The following is a 16,857-nucleotide window of genomic DNA, read 5'->3' on the forward strand; positions in this document are numbered from 1 at the left end:
TGCTTTGACATCTCCTGCTGCGGCGGAATACAGGTGCGTCCTTTGAGTCGCTCAGCGCTTCGGCGCAAAGACCATCTTCACCGGCGCATCGCGCTTCAGGCGCGAGTCGTTCGGTTGGTTCCCGGGCTCGAAGCTAGGGTGCCAGGCCCTGAGTTCCGTATCGGACAGCCACTCCAGTTGCAATTGGTCCGCGGATGCGCGCAGGTCGAATTGCGCCAGCGACCGCACGACTGCATGGCACTTTTCCGATTTCCCGGTTTCGAGGAGGGAGACCTGTATTTCTTCGCCCCAGGTGATCGAACCTTTCTCCGGGCATTTCCGAACCTCGACGTGGTATTGCCCGTTCGGCGACGGCAGGTCGGAAATCAGCTTGTCGGGGCCGCACGCGGCGAGGAGTACGCTCAGTATCAGCAGGGGGCTTTTTTTCATCCATGACCTCTGTGGAAATCTCGGAAAGGAATTCCTCTCTTTTCCTGGCGGAAAATGGGCAGGAAGCGGGCCTGCCCATCCTACGCGCGGACTGCTGGATCTGCCCATGGGCGATCCACAGCTTCGTGCACGAGCGATATCAGATGGCGCTGAGCGATTTCAGGATCAGATAGGTGCAGATGAGCACCCCTGCCATGGACAACAGGCCCAGGGCGACAATGCTGAGTTTCATCGGGTTTCCTCGTTGAACTGCGATGGGCTGCTGTATCAAGGAGGGGAGAGGCAGCAGGCGGGGGGAAAGCCCCGGAGGGATGAGCGGCCCCCGGGGCTTTGGTGACCACCATAGGAGAAAGTCACATTGATAAGGCTAGCCCTGTTTCGCTGTGCGGCAAGCGAAGCGGCATCGCTTTTCCCGCAGGATCGGGAAAATGCCTAGCCATACCGCAGTGATGGCCACGGAGGGTCCATGCGCCTCGTCCATTTCCTGATTGCCCTTTCCGCCGCGCTGCTGGCTGAGCCTCAGATAACCGCGCGGCGCAGGTTCAGCGTTCGTCGCCGATCTCCAGTTCGATGAAGTCGATGACCCCTGCCGCGCGGTTGTCGAGGCGCTCAAGTTCCTGGCCGTCCAGCGTCTGCAACAGCGAGACGCCGTGTTCCAGGCGCTCGCCGGAGGCATGCGAAGCGGCTTCGCGGGTAGGACTGAACAGCCAGGCGTGCGGATGTTGCGCGCGCCAGGCGGCGCGGGGTGAAAGGCTGACCTCGGTGCCTGCCGGGTAGTGCCAGGCGCCCAGTTGCAAGGCCTCGGCGAGGACCGTACCGCCGAGGCCGTACAGGCGGCGGTCGCGGTCGAAGGCCAGGGCGCCGCCGCTCAGCGCGATGCCGCGCACCGACACCCGTTGCCCGGTTTCCGGCATTACCCGCCAGCGCTCGGCGTCGCGGTAGCCGTCGGTGTAGACCATGCCATCGCTGGCGAACAATCGCGCACCGGCGGGGAAGTCGATGTCGTCGGCGCGGTTGCCGGTCGCCAGGCTACAGCCTTCGAAGGCGGCGGGACGCCCGTCGCGCTCGCTGGCGAAGGCGATTTCCTGGCTGGCGTCGCAACGCCAGCCTTCGATCTCGGCGACTCCCTCGCCACGCAGGCGCAGCGAAGTGGGATGGACGCCGGTGGTTTTCCATGGGTCCTGCGGGTTGTCCTGCTCGCTCTGCAGCCAGCGTTGCAGGTGGCGGGTGGCGACGCCGCGGATCGTCACCGGGGTGGGGAATTCGGCTTCTCGGAAGCTTTCCGGCTGGTGCTTGAGTTCCAGCTTCAGCCGGGTGCCGGCAGGCATCTCGATTCCTCCGAGGCGGGTAGGGCGCTCGAGCACGGCGCTGTGCGCGGCTTCCTCGCGTGCACGTTCGCGCTCGTACTGCCAGAGACCGATCTCCAGCCAGGCGCGCAGTCCCAACGGGATCAGCAGGAGCAGCATCAGCAGGCCGCGGCTCGGCCAGCGGCGGCGCAAGCGCTGGCGCGCGCGCGGGCTGAAGGCCAGGAGCGATAGCCAGACCAGCAGCCAGATGCCGGCGACGAACGACGACAGGTAGATGAGCGGGACGATCAGGGGAAGAGGGGCGACGGGGATCACGCGGGCGTCCTTGCGGGTTGGGTTCCATGACGTCTCCGGCGCGGCGTGCCGGGTACCTGCCAGAGTTTACAGGGCGCGTCCCGATGCCGCAGCGGCAAACTGTCTTCAGGCCTTGTCCGCCGGGGGCCACGCTCTGGAGAGGGAGGCGCACGGGGATGGAGTCGGCGAAGTGCCGATTCAAGCCCAGGCGCGACGGGCCGATGGGGTGGTTATCGGTTTCTGTAGTCCAGTGGGGAAAAACCAATGAACGAAAGCGTCGCCAGGGTGTTCGATCGGATTCTACGGGGGCTCGGGTTGAAGACCCTGAACGCCCAGTTCCTGCTGTCCTATGCACTGATGTTCGGCCTGGCCGCCTGCGCCTCGGTGGCGTTGTACCTGAGCATGTCGATCTCGCCGGAAACCATCAACGTGGCCGGCGCGCAGCGCATGCTCAGCCAGAAGATGGCCCGCGAGGCGCTGCAATTGCGACTCGGCGCCGGCGACCCAAAGGCCCTGGCCGCGACCATCGCCCAGTACGAACGCTCGGCCGCCGATCTGGATGCGGGCAATGCCGAGCGCAACGTGAGCCGGATGGGCGCGCCGGAGATCGCCGCCCAGCGGCAGAAGGTGGCGCAGATCTGGGGCCGCTACCGGGCCATGCTCGACCAGGTGGCACAGCCTGCCAGCCAGGTCGATCTGCGCGGCTTCTCGCAGTATTCCACCGAGCTGTTGGGCGAGCTGAACAACCTGGTCTCGCTGATGAGCGCGCGCGCCGACAGTGTCCAGCACACCCAGATGTGGATCGCCTTCGGTTGCCTGTTGGCGATCCTGGTGCTGGTGGTGCTCGGCCGGCAGTTCGGCCTGGCGCCGCTGATGCGGCAGTTGCGTGGGTTGGAAGTGGCGCTGACCGAGGTCGGCGCGGCGAACTTCACCCATGCCCTGGCGGCGGGCCATGCGGACAACGAGATCGGCCGCATCGTCGCTGGCTACGAGCGGATGCGCCAGGACGTCAGCGGTTTGCTGGCGAACGTCAAGCGCAGCGCGGCAGAGACCGACAAGGACGTGGCCGAGGCCCTGGAGCAGGCGCTCGGCGCCGGCGACCAGGTGGCGCGCCAGCACCAGGACCTGGACCAGGTGGCCACCGCGATGAACGAGATGAGCGCCACCGTGGCCGAGGTCGCCCGCCACGCCAACCATGCGGCGCACTCCACGCGCGACGCCGCGGCCCTGGCCCACGAGGGACGGCGTCTGGTGGAGCACGCCAGCAGCCAGACCGGTGCGTTGGCGGAGGAACTGGAGCAGACCGCCCTGGCGCTGAACACCCTGCACCAGCATGCGGGCAGTGTCGGCCAGGTGCTTACGGTGATCAGCAGCATCGCCGAGCAGACCAACCTGCTGGCGCTCAATGCCGCCATCGAGGCGGCGCGGGCCGGGGAGGCCGGGCGCGGCTTCGCCGTGGTGGCGGACGAAGTGCGTTCGCTGGCCAACCGTACCCAGCAGTCGACCCAGGAGATCCAGGGGTTGATCGAGCAGTTGCAGGACGGCGCCAACGATGCGGTCGCCGCCATGCGCGGTAGCGCCAGCCATGCCCAGAGCAACCTCGTCGAGGCCGACAGCGCGGCCCAGGCGCTGGGGCGCATCGTCGCCACGGTGGAAGAACTGGACGGCCTCAACCAGCAGATCGCGACCGCCGCCGAGGAACAGAGCCAGGTGGCCCAGGACATCGACCGCAACATCACCAACGTCTCCGGACTCTCCGAGCAGGCCCACGAAGGGACCGCCGCAGTGCTTTCGGCCAACCAGAGGGTCAAGGAACACATGGCTGGCTTGCGCGTGGTGCTCGGTCGCTTCCGTACCTGAGGCTGGCTGCGGGCGTCGGCGCTAGTCGGCGGACAGCTCGCGGATCAGCGCCACCGTCAGGTACAGGCGGGGGGCGATGCTGGATAGTTCGAGGTATTCCGCCTCGCTGTGCAGGCCGGCGCCGACCACGCCGAGGGTTTCCAGCACCGCCGGTTTGTCGCTGCCGGGCACGTAGGCGTAGCCGGCGTCCGTGCCGAAGCGCATGGCGATCGGCTCGATGCGCTTGCCGATTCGGCCGTAGAGCGTCTGTGCGGTTTCCGCCAGGCGCTGCGAGGCGGGGTTCTTCACCAGAGGCGGACGACCCTTGTCGAGACGCAGACTGACTTCGGTATCGGCGACCAGGCGTTCGCCGGTCAGCTTCCGGGCGTCGGCCAGTACCCGCTCGCTCTCGGCCGGGTCCGAGTAGCGCATGTCGGCTTCCGCCGAAGCCTCGGCGGGAATGATGTTGCGCTTCTCGCCGCCCCTGGCGAGGGTCCAGTTCAGCGTGGTGCCTTTCGCCGGATCGCCGAGGTCCTTGAGACGCAGCAACTGGTGCGACAGTTCGAGAATGGCGTTGCGGCCTTGCTCGGGTGCCGAGCCGGCATGGGACGAGCGACCCTTCACCTCGAGCAGCAGGCCGTCGATGCCATTGGTGGCTACCGTCACTGCGTCCCGGTCCGGCGGCTCGTAGGAGAAGACGTAGTCCTGCTGCCGGGCCAGCTCGGCGATCAGTTGCTTCGAGCCGGCGGAGCCGGTCTCTTCGTCGGGATTGAACAGCACGGTGATCCGTCCGTAGTCCCTGAAGCCTTGCTGCCTGAGCAGCGCCAGGGCATGCAGCACCATCGCCACGCCGCCCTTGGCGTCGGCCACGCCGGGTCCGTAGGCGCGCTCCGCGTCCTCGCGGAACGGACGCTTCGCCGCGCTGCCGGCGGCGAACACGGTGTCGTAGTGAATCATCAGCAGGAAGCGCTTGCTGCCGGTGCCATCGAGGGTGGCCACCAGGTTGTCGCCGGCCGAGGGCGTCGCCGGTGCGCTGCGGACTTGCGCGCCGAGCGCCTGCAGGCGTTCGGCGAGCAGCGCGGACAACTGGCCGAGGCCTTCGGCCTGGCCGGTACCGCTGTCCACCGCGACCAGTTGCCGGAGCGTGTCGAGGTAGGCCGGGCGTTCGGCTTCGGCCTGGCGCAGCAGTTCGGCGGCTGGCGTGTCGGCAGCGAAGGCGGGGGGCGAAAGCAGGAAGGCGAGGGCGAACGGCAAGAGGCGGGGCAGGCGGCTGGCGTGCACGGAAGGTCCTCGTCTGGTGGGCGGAGGCGGCGCGGTTGTGCGCCGCGGTATCCGATTGACCTTAGGTCATGAGACGGTTTCCGCCAGCAGCGCCTCGACCTTGCGCCGCAATTCTTCCAGCAGGGCCCGTTCCTCGGCCGAATAGTCGCGCGGTCGGCTGTCGAGTACGCAGACGGTGCCGTACGGGGTGCCGTCGGGCGCATGAACCGGATAGCCAAGGTAGTTGCTCAGGCCGAACTCGACTTCATCCTCGTTGCCGGCCCATTCCGTCTCCTGGCGCGAGTCGCGCACGTGCAATGGGGCGTCGCGGTCGACCACGCGTTCGCAGTAGAGGGGTTTGGCGCCGTCTTCATGGACGCTCTTGCGGCCTTCGGCGCCGATCGGGTAGGTGTCCTCCAGGCGTCCGGCGGAAGCCTCGACGCGCATGTGCCGGGGCAGGGAACGCATGATCAGCACCGACGGCACGTCGAGCCGGCGGGCCAGTGCGTCGATATCCCGGCGCAGGGATTCGAATCGTTCGGAGGATTTCGCCATGCCCGGCCTCGCCCATGTCTGGTGGATGAACCGCGACTGTAGCGGCGAAAGGGGGCTTGGCCTAAATACCCTTTGGTGCGCTCCCCCTCGCTCGAGCGCATAAGCGCCCGGCTGTCACTCCTCGGTCGGGCCGGGCAGGTACTCCAGCAGGTTTCCCGGCTGGCACGCCAGGTAGGCGCAGATGGCCTCCAGGGTAGCGAGGCGAATGCCCTTTACCTTGCCCTGCTTGAGCAGCGACAGGTTTTGTTCGGTGATACCGATGGCCTGGGCCAGGTCCTTGGACCTGGCCTTGCGCAGGGCGAGCATGACGTCCAGCCTGATTTCGATGGGCATGGCGGACCTCAGACGAACTGGCGGTTTTCCTCGGCGAGCAGGGCGGCCTTGCGCTGGATGCGCGCGATCACCATCACCGAGGCGGCGGCGAACAGGCTGACCAGTTCCGCCGAACCGAAGCTGAGACTGACGATGCGTTGCCCCTGGGGTTGGAGGAAGGTGACCCAGACTGTCAGCAGCGGTTCCAGCAGGAAGTTCGCCAGCACCCAGCAAGCCAGGCACAGGCCGACCTTGCCGAGCAGCGCCGCGGCGTCTTCGCAGAAATACTCGCCGCGCCCGTAGTGCTGGAACAGCCTTCGCAGCGCCTGCAGTCCACTGGCCAGGACCAGCAGCGGCAGGCTCGACAGGAGGATGCCGCCGAGGGCCTGCCAGAGCGGCATGTCCCGCGCCACAACGCCGAGGTCGCCGGCGACACCGGTGGCGGTGAGGGCGAAGCCGAGGCCGTGCTCGCTGGCGAGGTCGGGGAAGATCCAGCACGCGGCGTTGAGCAGCAGCATGCCGGCGATCAACAGCAGGGTCAGGGTAGCCATCAGGCGGCTGTAGCCGGCCAGGCGGTCGCTTGTCATCGGGGGTACTCCTGGGAAGGTGGGCAGGCCCCTCGGAAACGAGGGAAATTGGAGTGATCATAGTTTAATAATAAATTATCGTAAAACGATAATTTCATGATCGCTGCATCCAGCCTGGAGCGCTCCGCAAAATCCCCCCGTGCCTGCCGGGGGCACGGAGGGGAAGCGTCCTACTTCTGCAGCAACTGGACGTTGTCGATGAACATCGACTCCTGCTGGTTACCGCTGAGGATCATCAGTTCAGCACGCTTGATCGGCCCCTTCGGCAATTGCACCTGGCCGCGCAGGCTGGCCCAGCGGCCATTCTCGACCACCTTGTAGCCCAGGGGCAGGTATTCGCCGGGCCGACCCTGGCTTTCCAGGTAGAGGTAGGCATAGGTCATGGCCTGCGAGCCGCGACCGTCGCCGACCCGTACGTCCGCGCTGAACGCGTAGGTCCGGCCTGCTTCCAGGTTGCCCAGCAGGCTGGTGCTCGCGCCGGTGCCGGCGTAGCGCCGCTGGTAGGCTTCCAGGGCCAGCCGCCCGGCGCTGGCGACGCGCGTGGCGCGGGTGCTGGCATGCACGCCGCTCCAGCCGCCGATGCCGCTCTCGAAGTCGTAGGCGATGCGTTTCGGCGCCGGCGGTACGCTCGGCGGCGCGGACTGGGCTTCCTGCAGGTTCATCTCGTCGACCAGCAGGCTGGCGCCGCTGTCGCTCCAGACCGCCACGTAGAGGTTGCGCTGGTCGGCGGCGGGACGGTAGTCGAAGGTCTTCTCCAGGCGACTGAACTCGTTGCCGCTGACCGACAGTTCGACGCTCTGCGCCGGGTTGTAGGCCAGGGCGCCATCGGCGCGTTCGCTGAGCAGCGCCATGCGCACGGTTTCACGGGTATTGGCGGACTTGAGCATGACCTTGCCGCTCAGCCGGTAGCCGCTGCCGGCGCGCAGGGGGGCAATGGGGCGGACCAGCAGATCGAAGCCACGCACGTCGACCAGCAAGGCATTGTCGCGGCAGCCCTTGGCGACGTTCACCAGGCTCAGCTGAGCGTTGCCGGACCATGCGCGCCAGCCTTCCATGCTGGCGAACTCGCCATCGCCGAGCAGGCCGCCGAGCTTGGCTTTCGTGCACCATGGCAGGTCCGGCGGGGTCGGCGTGTCGCCGCCGGAGCCCGGGTTGAGCGTGCCGGGTACCTTGGTCGGGCGAAAGTCGGCGATCTGCGTGGCCATGCTGTTCAGCGCGCGTACGGCGTCGGCGTGTTCTTCGCGGCCGCAGGGCTGGTTGGCGCATTCGGCGTTGACCAGGCGCGGGTTGGCGAAGAACGGTGCCTGCTTGTTGGTGCCGAAGGCATGCGGGTAGGCCATCACGGTGGCGAAGCGCCCCTGCACGCCGTAGCCGCGGCTCCATTCGTAGGTGCCGCTGTGGGCGTAGCGCGGATCGTAGTAGCTGGACTCCAGGTCCTGTTCGTAGGAGTGGCGCAGGCCCATGTTGTGGCCGGCTTCATGGGCGAAGGTGTTGAGCCCGCAGTCGACCCCGGTGAGGTTGTAGGCAATGTCCTTGGCGTTGCCGTGGAAGCGCCCGCTGTTCTTATCGCCCGAGCCCATGTAGCCGATGCCGCAGGTGATGTAGCCGTTGCCGCTGTTCTGCGAGCGGTTGACCAGGCTGACCAGGTCGGCGCCGTACTGCTCGCGCAGGCGCTGCACCTGCGGGTCGCGCATGAAGCGATCGAGGTTGGCGCCGGTCACCGTCGGGTAGTCGGCCCAGTCCAGGCGCTGCTTGTGCACCAGACGCAGGCGCAGGTTGACGCCGCTCTTCTCGTAGGCGGTGTTGGCGAACTCGATGTAGCTGGCGATCCGCGCATCGATGTCGCGGCCATTTGCGGTCTGGGTCGCCGCGGTGGTGTAGAGGACCATGATGTCGACGGTCTTCGGCGCGGCCTGGGCGGCAGAGGCTACCGCCAGGGCTAGGGTGGAGCAGAGCAGGGATTTCTTCATGGGTTGCCTGTGTTCGGACAATAGGAAGCCATGGCGCCCCGAGGGCACCGCTGGGGAAACATGCTGGGAAGGTGGGCTCAGCCCTGGGCGGGCGGCGGCATCGGTGGCAGCTCGGCGAGCGGCGCGTCGACATGATCGCCGTGCGGGTCGCTACGCGCGGCGATGTCGTTCTCGTCGATCACCCGGGTCTTGCCGCTGCGGTTGTCGACGATGATCGAGTAGCTGCCGTCGAGGGTGGCGACATTGATGTGGGTTTCCAGGCTGCCACGCACCACGGTCAGGCTTTCCGCCTCGTCGCCGTCCACCAGGCCGCCGCGCCAGACCGGCAGGCCGGCGCTGTTATGGGTGCTGGCGAGGCGTGCCTGCAAGGGCCGCTCGCGACCCGGCAGGCTCATTTCCAGCACCTGGCCGAGCGCCAGCGTGTCGAGCAGGGCGGGTTCGACCTGCGCCAGGTATTCGGGAATGCCCTGGGCGCCTTCGCGGCTGCGCAGTTCGCCTTGCCAGAGCGTCACCCGCTCGCGTGGCGCGGGCGTCGTGACGGGGGTCGGGGCGAGCATGCGGGTAGCGTCCGCCGCCGGCGCCGCGAGCGCCGCTGTCGGGGCGGCGGCTGCCTGGGCGGCGGGGGACTGGCGGGCCTGCGGCGATGCCTCGGGCGGAGCCGGGTCGAGCAGCCAGCCGCCGATCAGCGCACCGCCGATGGCGGCGGCCGAGGCTGCGTAGATCCATGTCTTGGCCACGTTGTTTCTCCTCTGAGTGAACGTGGCGCGGAGTCTAGGAAGAAGCCTCTCCCAGCGTGGCGGCAACCGTTCACATTTGCGCCAGGCCGCGCGCCGGCGTGACGAAACTGCGAATCAGGCCGGAGCGCTGCGGGCGCCAGGTCACGTGCGCTCTGTGCGCTGCGGCAAGGCTGGCGTTCGGCCGCCATGCTGTTCGCGGCGGAAGGCTTCGGCGCACCTGGCCGTCCTCGCGCTTGAAGAACTGGACGAAGTTGCTCGGCTCGTCGAAGCCGATGCCATCGTCTACGGCAGCCCCACCTATATGGGCGGACCGGCCTGGCAGTTCAAGAAGTTCGCCGATGCCACCTCAAAGCCCTGGTTCGTCCAGCTGGCTTCGCTGACGCCTCGCGCTGGCTATGGAGTGTCGACATCCCGGCCGACGGTGGCATGTTCGCTCATCTCCAGGCAACCCGGTACGGCCTCTAGCCGCGCCGGGGCCTCAGCCTCGCGCCAGTTGCAGGAGACGGGCGCGCTCCTGCATCAGCGGCCGGCAACTGCGGATGCCTTCGACGATGCTGTAGAGGCTTTCGATCTGCTGCTGGCTGAGGCTGTTGTTCTGGGCCCAGCCGAGCAACTGCAGCCAGGTCCAGCGGGCGATGGTCTCGCTCTGCGTCTCGGCCTTCCTGCGGTCGTCCCCGTCGCTCTGTCCGACCAGGGTCTCCACCAGCCCCGAGGCGCACAACGGCAGCAGCTCCCGGTACTGCTCCGGGTGCGTGTCGCGTAGGCGACGCAGGGCCATTATGGCGGTGGTTATCGAGTCTGAATCCAAGCTTTTGTTCACAGTTCACTCCTTGTGCGTACAGGCTGGCGGCTGGTTGATCCCTGGGCCGCGAGCAACTGTTCGATGAAACGCGTCAGCTCTTTCTTGAACTCGGGTGTCAGGCTGGACACCTTGAGGATGAGCTCGGCCAGCTCGTCCTCGGGGCAATAGAGGTAGGCCATGGGGACCTGGAGGACCATGGCCAGCTGTTCGGAAGTCCGCATGTTGGGGGAGTGCCGTTCGCGTTCGTATTGGTTCATCCGTGCGCTGGCGGAAAACTCGTCCATTCCCACCAGCATGCCCAACTGTTTCTGCGAGTATCCCGCTCTGATTCTTGCGGCTTTTAGCCGGGTACCTAGCATCCATACAACTCCCGTCCCGTTGGCCCGCTCGCTCAAGGTTGGGCAAATCTGGACAAGATGGAAGCTCAGGAATCCTTAGTTTTCGCCGTGCCGGAGGCTCTGTCGTCCGGGGCGGCGCGCGGTTTCGACGCCGTGTACGAGGCTGCGGCGGGGATATGCGTCGATGTCGCCGAGATCGCGCATGCTCCGGTTTTCTCGCGGCGAGCCGGAGTATATGCGAATTGCATAAAGGCGGACGCCGTTTCGTCGCCTGGGGGCGGCGGGTCGTCGTCTCGCCAGAGGGGCGGGCATCGGCGCCGAGGCGGCGGAAAACGGCGATCGGGACGATACTCAGGAAAGGTGGGCGTTGCGGAACCAAGCCTCGCCTTCCAGGACTAATAGCCGGGTTTCACGCAGAGGTCATTCCCATGAGAACAACAAGCATCCGCCGTGTCGCTGCCGTCCTGGCAGCGCTGCACCTGCTCACCTTCGCCGAGATTCCGCTCGCCCAGGCAGCGATGATCGGTACTGCGGAAGTCATGCAGCAACAACAGCACAACCTCGATCGCCAGCAACTGCTGAAGATGCTCGACGACCAGGGCGTCCAGAAGAAGCTGGAGGCCATGGGCGTGCCCCGCGACCAGGTGGCGAGTCGCATCAACAGCCTGACCAACGCCGAGCTGGCGCAGTTCAACCAGCAGCTGGACCAGGCGCCGGCGGGCGGCATCATCGGCATCATCGTGTTGTTCCTGGTGATCTTCATCATCACCGACATGCTTTGCGCCACGGATATCTTCAGCTTCATCAAATGCATCAATCGGTGAGGCGGCTGGCAGGGGCACTGCTGGTCTCCGCAATGCTCGGCGGCTGCGCGCAGCCGCCGAGACTGCCGCCGGAAAGCGCGGCGCTGCCCGCGCGGGTGGAGCTGCGCGAAGTGCCGTTCTTCCCCCAGGAAGCCTACCAGTGCGGTCCCGCCGCGCTGGCCACGATGCTCGGCCAGCGCGGCCTGGCGTTGACGCCGGGGCAATTGAAGGACGAGGTGTTCATTCCCGGTCGCGAGGGCAGCCTGCAATTGGAGATGGTCGCCGCGGCGCGCCGCCACGGCATGCTGGTCTATCCGCTGCAAGGCGGACTGGAGAGCGTGCTCGAGGAGGTCGCGGCGGGCAACCCGGTGCTGGTGTTACAGAACCAGGCTTTCTCCTGGTGGCCGCGCTGGCACTTCGCGGTGGTGGTCGGTTTCGATCGGGAGCGCCGCGAACTGGTGCTGCGCTCGGGCATCACCCGGCGCTGGGTTACCGACTTCACCAGCTTCGAGTCGACCTGGAAGCGTTCGGGGCGCTGGGCGGTGCTGACCCTGCCGGGTGACCGCCTGCCGGCCACGGCAGCGGCGGTCCCGTGGCTCACGGCCGCCAGTGACAGCGAGGAAACCGGCCACCCCAAGGTTGCCCGGCGCGCCTACGAAGAAGCCGTGCGACGCTGGCCTGAGGACGCCTTCGCCTGGTTTGCCCTGGGCAACAGTCGCTACGCCGCAGGCGATTCCGCCGCTGCCGAACAGGCCATGCTCACCAGCGTCGAGCGTCGCGTGGATTTCGCCGCGGGTTGGTTCAACCTGTCCCAGTTGCTGGCGGAACGCGGTTGCGCGGCGCCGGCGCGCCAGGCGCAGGCCTGCGCGCGGGCATTGCAGCCTGGGGAAGCCCGCTTCGCTGCGGCCCTGCCACAGGCCGTCGCACCCGCGGCTCGGTGCGCCGAGCTGCCGGCCTGTCCCGTTGGCGCACCGCCCCGCTGAGGCGGCCGAGCCGAAGGTTGTCGGAACCCCGTTCCAGCGAGACGGCTCTATACCTGGGAGGACCCCACTCAGGTGCAGAGCATGGCCAACGACAAGCAGACTTCGACTCCCGGCCCCCGACAACCGGCCAAGGGCGGCGCGGCGGGCAAGCGCCAGGGGCGTGCAGCGGAGGGCGCGCGCAAGCCGCGTGCGCGCGGCGAGGAGCGGAAAGAGAAACCGGCCGACGGACGTTCGGCCACGGCGCTGACCGCCAACGAGCGGCGGGAGATCGACGACAAGCAGCCACCGCGCGCCGCTGTCCTGCACGAGGTGATTCGCGTCCAGGGCGAACACGAGTTGCAGCGCACGCTGGCGGCACTCTGGTGGTCGGCGGTAGCCGCGGGGCTGACCATCGGCCTCTCGTTGATGGGCATGGGCCTGTTCCGCGCTGCCTTGCCCGAGCAGGAGTGGGCGATCATCGTCAGCAGCTTCGGCTATCCCATGGGCTTCCTGGCAGTGATCCTCGCCCGCCAGCAACTGTTCACCGAAAACACCCTGACCGCCGTGTTGCCGGTGATGACCGAGCCGACCCTGGAAAAGGCCTGGCAACTGTTGCGTCTCTGGAGCGTGGTGCTGTTCGGCAATATCGTCGGTACGCTGCTGTTCGCCTGGGCGGTGCTGCATCTGCCGATCTTCAATGAAGCGGCCGACGCGGCGTTCCTCGAGATCGGCCGCGAGGTGATGCACAACGACCTGGCGCAGATGTTCGCCAAGGGCATCGTTTCCGGCTGGATGATCGCCACCATGGTCTGGCTGATCCCGGCGGCGGAGGGCGCGAAGATCTGGATCATCGCGATGGTCACCTACCTGATGGCGCTGGGCAGCTTCACCCACATCGTGGTGGGCTCGGCGGAGGTAGGCTACCTGGCGTTCGCCGGGGAAATCGGCTGGACCGAGTTCCTGCTGAAGTTCGCCCTGCCTACCCTGGGCGGCAACATCGTCGGCGGTAGCCTGATCTTCGCCCTGATCAGTCATGCGCAGATCCGTAGCGAAGGTTGAGGAGCGGATGGAAAAAACGGCACCCCGGGGTGCCGTTCTGTCGACGCGGACTAGACCCCGAGCTTGTCGCGCAGGCTGTAGTACCAGGCGCCGATGGCGGTGAACGGTACGCGGAACAGCTTGCCGCCGGGGAAGGGGTAGTGCGGCAGGCCGGCGAAAGCGTCGAAGCGCTCGGCCTGGCCGCGCAGGGCTTCGGCCAGGACCTTGCCGGCGACGTGGGTGTAGGTCACGCCGTGGCCGCTGCAACCCTGGGAATAGTAGATGTTGTCGCCGATGCGGCCGACCTGGGGCAGGCGCGAGAGGGTCAGCAGGAAGTTGCCGGTCCAGGCGAAGTCGATCTTCACGTCCTTCAGTTGCGGGAAGGTCTTGAGCATCTTCGGCCGGATGATCGCCTCGATGTCCGCCGGATCGCGAGCGCCATAGATCACGCCGCCACCATAGATCAGGCGCTTGTCGCCGGAGAGGCGATAGTAGTCGAGCAGGTAATTGCAGTCTTCCACGCAGTAGTCCTGCGGCAGCAGGCTGTGGGCCAGTTCCTCGTTCAGCGGCTCGGTGGTGATCACCTGGGTGCCGCAGGGCATCGACTTGGCCGCCAGTTCCGGGACCAGGCCGTTGAGGTAGGCGTTACCGGCGACCACGATGAACTTCGCCTTCACCTTGCCTTGCGGGGTATGCACCACCGGGCTGGCGCCGCGCTCGATGCGGGTCGCCGGGCTCTGCTCGTAGATTCTGCCGCCGAGCGACTCCACCGCCGCCGCTTCGCCGAGGGCGAGGTTCAGCGGATGGATGTGGCCGCCGCTCATGTCAAGCATGCCACCTATATAGTTGTCGGTCGCCACCACCTCGCGGATGCGCTTGGCGTCCATGATCTCCAACTGGTTGTGGCCGTAGCGTTCCCACAACTGTTTCTGCGCGCGCAGGTGATCCATCTGCTTCTCGGTGAAGGCGGCGAACACCCCGCCGTCCTTCAGGTCGCATTGGATACCGTAGCGGGCCACGCGCTCGCGGATGATGCGCCCGCCTTCGAAGGCCATCTCGCCGAGCAACTGCGCTTCGCGCTTGCCGACGGTGCGCTCGATCACGTCGATGTCGCGGCTGTAGCTGTTGACGATCTGGCCGCCGTTGCGCCCGGAAGCGCCGAAGCCGACCTTGGCGGCTTCCAGTACGGTGACCTTGAAACCATTCTCCAACAGGAACAGGGCGGTGGAGAGGCCGGTATAGCCGGCACCGATCACGCAGACGTCGGTTTCGACCTCGCCCTGGAGTTCCGGGCGGGGCGGCGCGGGATTGGCCGACGCGGCGTAATAGGAGGAGGGGTAGGGGGTGTGCGGCATCTTGCACCTCTGTTTTTTATTTTTTACGGATGCCCGGATGCTACCCGAGTCGAAATCGGCCGGCTAGCCTCCGTGCAAAATTTTCAACGGACCCCCAGAAAATAAAAATTCCACTTTTTCAGAGAGTTAGCGAAAAAAAAGCTTGACGGTGTTTTTGGGGTCTGTAGAATGCGCGCCATCAGCAGGCACGTAGCTCAGTTGGTTAGAGCACCACCTTGACATGGTGGGGGTCGTTGGTTCGAATCCAATCGTGCCTACCAAACAAATCCCGCGCTGCTGGCGGGGCAAGAAAGGCGATCCGAAAGGGTCGCCTTTTTTCGTTTGCGCCCCGAAAAAGGCCGCTCGGCCCGTGCTCGCCTGGGCTCGCGCTTCATCGCATAGCCGCTATTGACAGCGGGGGCGGTCTTTTCCGACCCTAGCGCCTTCACGGATGATTCAGGCGACAAGGCTCATGACGACCTCTTCCGGTTCGCGTATCGGCGGACTTCTTCACGCTTCCCTTTTTTCCCTGCTCGGACTCGGTCTCCTGCTCGCCGGCGGTTTCAAGACCGTCGAGCGGTACCATTTCCTGCGTACTGCGCAGGAAGCCCAGGGGACGGTCAGCGCCTTGAATGCCGGCGGTTCGCATCCGCAGATCGATTTCACCAGCGTTTCCGGCGAGCGGATTTCCTATCCCCAGGGCGGCTTCATCTTCGGCTACCAGGTGGGCGAGTCGGTTCGCGTCCTCTACGAGGCTGGGCGGCCGGCGGCCAGCGCGATAGTCGACGATGCCGGCGCGCTCTGGGGAACCAGCGCTTTCCTCTGCGGCTTCGGCGCACTCTTCGGTATTGTCGGGTTCAGGGGATTGCTGGGCCTGCGTTCTTCCCAACCGACCTCAAAAGGACATTGAAGTCATGTCGCAACTTCCCATTCCCTTGCCCCTCAACGAGAGTCGCTGGCGCTACGTGACGGCCAGTGGCGGAGGCATGACCGTGGCCTTCCTGGCGGGTAGCGGCGGCTCCATCACGTTGCTCTCGCCGGAGGGTGAGAACGTGTCCTTCCGCTATGGCGGGGTGGGCGGCGGGATCGGACTGGGCATGCGCCTGCCGCGCTTCGGCAAGGTCAACCTCAATGTCAAGGGCAAGAGCGTTGGCGGGGCCGGTGCGCTGGAGGCGTTGCCGAGCACCGGAACCGTCTTGGTCGCGGACGGCCTGGTGGGGCGCGACCTGTCCCGCGGCGACTTCACCGGGCCCTGCATGTACGTCGAACTCGGCGCGGGAGTCATCGCCGGCGGTTCGGGCACGGCGATTCTCTTCGGCCTCGATCCCAAGCTGCTGGCGGCGGTGGCGCTGGCGAGCGCCTCGCCATTGACCGCCGCGCTGGGCGCCAGCATGTCGCGGCAATTACTGCAATCGTCCCGTGGCGCCCTGTTGATGGCCGGGGTCAACGTCGGTGCACAGTTCGGCGGCGGCGCGGCGGCTTACCTGGGGGCGTTGTTCTGATGCAGGAGGGCGATCCGGGAGGATCGCCCTTTTTACCTTGCGCAGGCGTGCGGCGGCCAGGGCTCCGTTGAGTTCCATGGCCAGCGGGGCGGTGGCGGAAATCGTTACCGGCGCGGGGAACGGTCGTCGGAGATTCCGAACCGGCGTGGATCGGTTCTTTCCAAACAAGCCCATCCACTCGTTCGAGGTGTCGTGCTTGTGTCCAGGTTGATCATGCCCGGAGGGCCGTTGTCGCAAGAATCCGATGTCCGGATCTTCTGTTCACCCAAGGAGCGGCTGGACTTCTACCGGCGGGAAATCCACTACGAGACGGGCCAGCTATCCAGTCGGACCAACGCCTACCTGACGGCGCAGTCGTTCCTGGTCATCGCCTATGCCTCGTCGATGGCCAACCTGAACCCGGCCTGGGGCGAGCTGTTCACCCTGGTGGTGCCGGCGCTCCTAGCACTGCTCGGGATCGTCAATTCCCTGCATGCCTGGCCGGGCATCCAGGCATCCTCGGAGATCATCTGCCACTGGCAGTTCAAGCAGTCCTGCCTGTTGCACAGCGATCCGGAGATCGGCCTGGCCTACGATGATTCGCCATTGTTCAGCGAACGCGAGGTCAACCGCGGCAGCTTCGAGAAAACCTTGCTGTTCTCGCGACGCGTGCCGTTCCTGTTCGCCGGCTTCTGGTGTGCGCTGGGCGTGTTTTCGCTCTGGTTGCAACTGGCCGGTTAGCGCTGGTGGCCCATCGCTTCGGCAAGGCTTGGCGTTGGCGGAGGCTTGCCGGCTCGATAGGCGGGCGC

Annotated in this window: 18 protein-coding genes and 1 tRNA gene; 9 read left to right on the forward strand and 10 right to left on the reverse strand. The window is 66.4% G+C overall.

Annotation, left to right across the window (positions count from 1 at the left end):
* Positions 1-51: 51 nt before the first annotated feature.
* The gene (locus ACI766_RS11095; protein WP_025982355.1) at positions 52-537 is read right to left on the reverse strand and encodes a hypothetical protein; all 486 of its coding nucleotides are present in this window, start codon (positions 535-537) and stop codon (positions 52-54) included.
* A 434-nt stretch (positions 538-971) separates the two neighbouring features.
* Positions 972-2,051: a hypothetical protein gene (locus ACI766_RS11100; protein WP_003104038.1), complete on the reverse strand. Its 1,080-nt coding sequence runs from the start codon at positions 2,049-2,051 to the stop codon at positions 972-974.
* 243 nt (positions 2,052-2,294) lie between these two features.
* Between ACI766_RS11100 and mcpN the strand changes: the two genes are divergently transcribed.
* A complete protein-coding gene (gene mcpN / locus ACI766_RS11105) occupies positions 2,295-3,890 on the forward strand; it encodes a nitrate chemoreceptor McpN (RefSeq protein ID WP_003114783.1) in 1,596 nt (531 codons plus the stop codon).
* A 21-nt stretch (positions 3,891-3,911) separates the two neighbouring features.
* Here mcpN and ACI766_RS11110 read toward each other — a convergent pair whose 3' ends face one another.
* From ACI766_RS11110 to bamI, 6 genes are all read right to left on the reverse strand, one after another.
* Positions 3,912-5,150, reverse strand: coding sequence for a M20/M25/M40 family metallo-hydrolase (locus tag ACI766_RS11110; RefSeq protein WP_017149136.1), 1,239 nt, complete (start codon positions 5,148-5,150; stop codon positions 3,912-3,914).
* A gap of 66 nt (positions 5,151-5,216) precedes the next feature.
* The gene (locus ACI766_RS11115) at positions 5,217-5,684 is read right to left on the reverse strand and encodes a GAF domain-containing protein (RefSeq protein ID WP_003104034.1); all 468 of its coding nucleotides are present in this window, start codon (positions 5,682-5,684) and stop codon (positions 5,217-5,219) included.
* Positions 5,685-5,798: 114 nt separating this feature from the next.
* Positions 5,799-6,017, reverse strand: coding sequence for a helix-turn-helix domain-containing protein (locus tag ACI766_RS11120; protein WP_003104033.1), 219 nt, complete (start codon positions 6,015-6,017; stop codon positions 5,799-5,801).
* An 8-nt stretch (positions 6,018-6,025) separates the two neighbouring features.
* Positions 6,026-6,583, reverse strand: a complete 558-nt coding sequence (locus tag ACI766_RS11125) for a DUF2975 domain-containing protein (RefSeq protein ID WP_003090849.1) — start codon at positions 6,581-6,583, stop codon at positions 6,026-6,028.
* A 170-nt stretch (positions 6,584-6,753) separates the two neighbouring features.
* Positions 6,754-8,553, reverse strand: coding sequence for a metalloendopeptidase Mep72 (gene mep72 / locus ACI766_RS11130; protein WP_023122016.1), 1,800 nt, complete (start codon positions 8,551-8,553; stop codon positions 6,754-6,756).
* A 77-nt stretch (positions 8,554-8,630) separates the two neighbouring features.
* On the reverse strand, positions 8,631-9,290 hold the full coding sequence (gene bamI / locus ACI766_RS11135) for a biofilm-associated metzincin protease inhibitor BamI (RefSeq protein ID WP_003124476.1): 660 nt from the start codon (positions 9,288-9,290) through the stop codon (positions 8,631-8,633).
* 154 nt (positions 9,291-9,444) lie between these two features.
* Here bamI and ACI766_RS11140 point away from each other — a divergent pair, with 154 nt between their 5' ends.
* A complete protein-coding gene (locus ACI766_RS11140; protein ID WP_071535782.1) occupies positions 9,445-10,053 on the forward strand; it encodes a flavodoxin family protein in 609 nt (202 codons plus the stop codon).
* A 53-nt stretch (positions 10,054-10,106) separates the two neighbouring features.
* Here the strand turns inward: ACI766_RS11140 and ACI766_RS11145 are convergent, their stop codons facing one another.
* Complete coding sequence (locus tag ACI766_RS11145; protein ID WP_003115217.1) at positions 10,107-10,451, reverse strand: helix-turn-helix domain-containing protein; 345 nt, start codon at positions 10,449-10,451, stop codon at positions 10,107-10,109.
* A gap of 407 nt (positions 10,452-10,858) precedes the next feature.
* Between ACI766_RS11145 and ACI766_RS11150 the strand changes: the two genes are divergently transcribed.
* From ACI766_RS11150 to ACI766_RS11160, 3 genes are all read left to right on the forward strand, one after another.
* Positions 10,859-11,254, forward strand: a complete 396-nt coding sequence (locus ACI766_RS11150) for a PA2779 family protein (RefSeq protein ID WP_412828499.1) — start codon at positions 10,859-10,861, stop codon at positions 11,252-11,254.
* 32 nt (positions 11,255-11,286) lie between these two features.
* Positions 11,287-12,216, forward strand: coding sequence for a PA2778 family cysteine peptidase (locus tag ACI766_RS11155; protein WP_087823740.1), 930 nt, complete (start codon positions 11,287-11,289; stop codon positions 12,214-12,216).
* Between the two features lie 81 nt (positions 12,217-12,297).
* Positions 12,298-13,254 carry a formate/nitrite transporter family protein gene (locus tag ACI766_RS11160; protein ID WP_023118596.1) on the forward strand — a complete coding sequence of 319 codons (957 nt, stop codon included), beginning with the start codon at positions 12,298-12,300 and terminating at the stop codon, positions 13,252-13,254.
* A 50-nt stretch (positions 13,255-13,304) separates the two neighbouring features.
* Here ACI766_RS11160 and ACI766_RS11165 read toward each other — a convergent pair whose 3' ends face one another.
* Positions 13,305-14,588: an NAD(P)/FAD-dependent oxidoreductase gene (locus ACI766_RS11165; RefSeq protein WP_003114430.1), complete on the reverse strand. Its 1,284-nt coding sequence runs from the start codon at positions 14,586-14,588 to the stop codon at positions 13,305-13,307.
* Positions 14,589-14,771: 183 nt separating this feature from the next.
* On the opposite strand from ACI766_RS11165, the gene ACI766_RS11170 reads away from it, so the two are divergent.
* The 4 genes from ACI766_RS11170 (at position 14,772) to ACI766_RS11185 (ending at position 16,789) form a co-directional block, all read left to right on the forward strand.
* Positions 14,772-14,848 (forward strand) — tRNA-Val (locus ACI766_RS11170).
* 191 nt (positions 14,849-15,039) lie between these two features.
* Entirely contained in the window at positions 15,040-15,477 is a 438-nt protein-coding gene (tsi4, locus tag ACI766_RS11175) for a type VI secretion system immunity protein Tsi4 (RefSeq protein WP_004344428.1), read from the forward strand.
* A gap of 4 nt (positions 15,478-15,481) precedes the next feature.
* Positions 15,482-16,069: a type IV secretion system toxin Tse4 gene (tse4, locus tag ACI766_RS11180; RefSeq protein ID WP_003099160.1), complete on the forward strand. Its 588-nt coding sequence runs from the start codon at positions 15,482-15,484 to the stop codon at positions 16,067-16,069.
* 198 nt (positions 16,070-16,267) lie between these two features.
* On the forward strand, positions 16,268-16,789 hold the full coding sequence (locus tag ACI766_RS11185; RefSeq protein WP_003122551.1) for a hypothetical protein: 522 nt from the start codon (positions 16,268-16,270) through the stop codon (positions 16,787-16,789).
* The last annotated feature ends 68 nt before the right edge of the window (positions 16,790-16,857 follow it).

Origin of the sequence: Pseudomonas sp. DL (assembly GCF_047199225.1) — a bacterium.
GTDB lineage: Bacteria > Pseudomonadota > Gammaproteobacteria > Pseudomonadales > Pseudomonadaceae > Pseudomonas > Pseudomonas aeruginosa.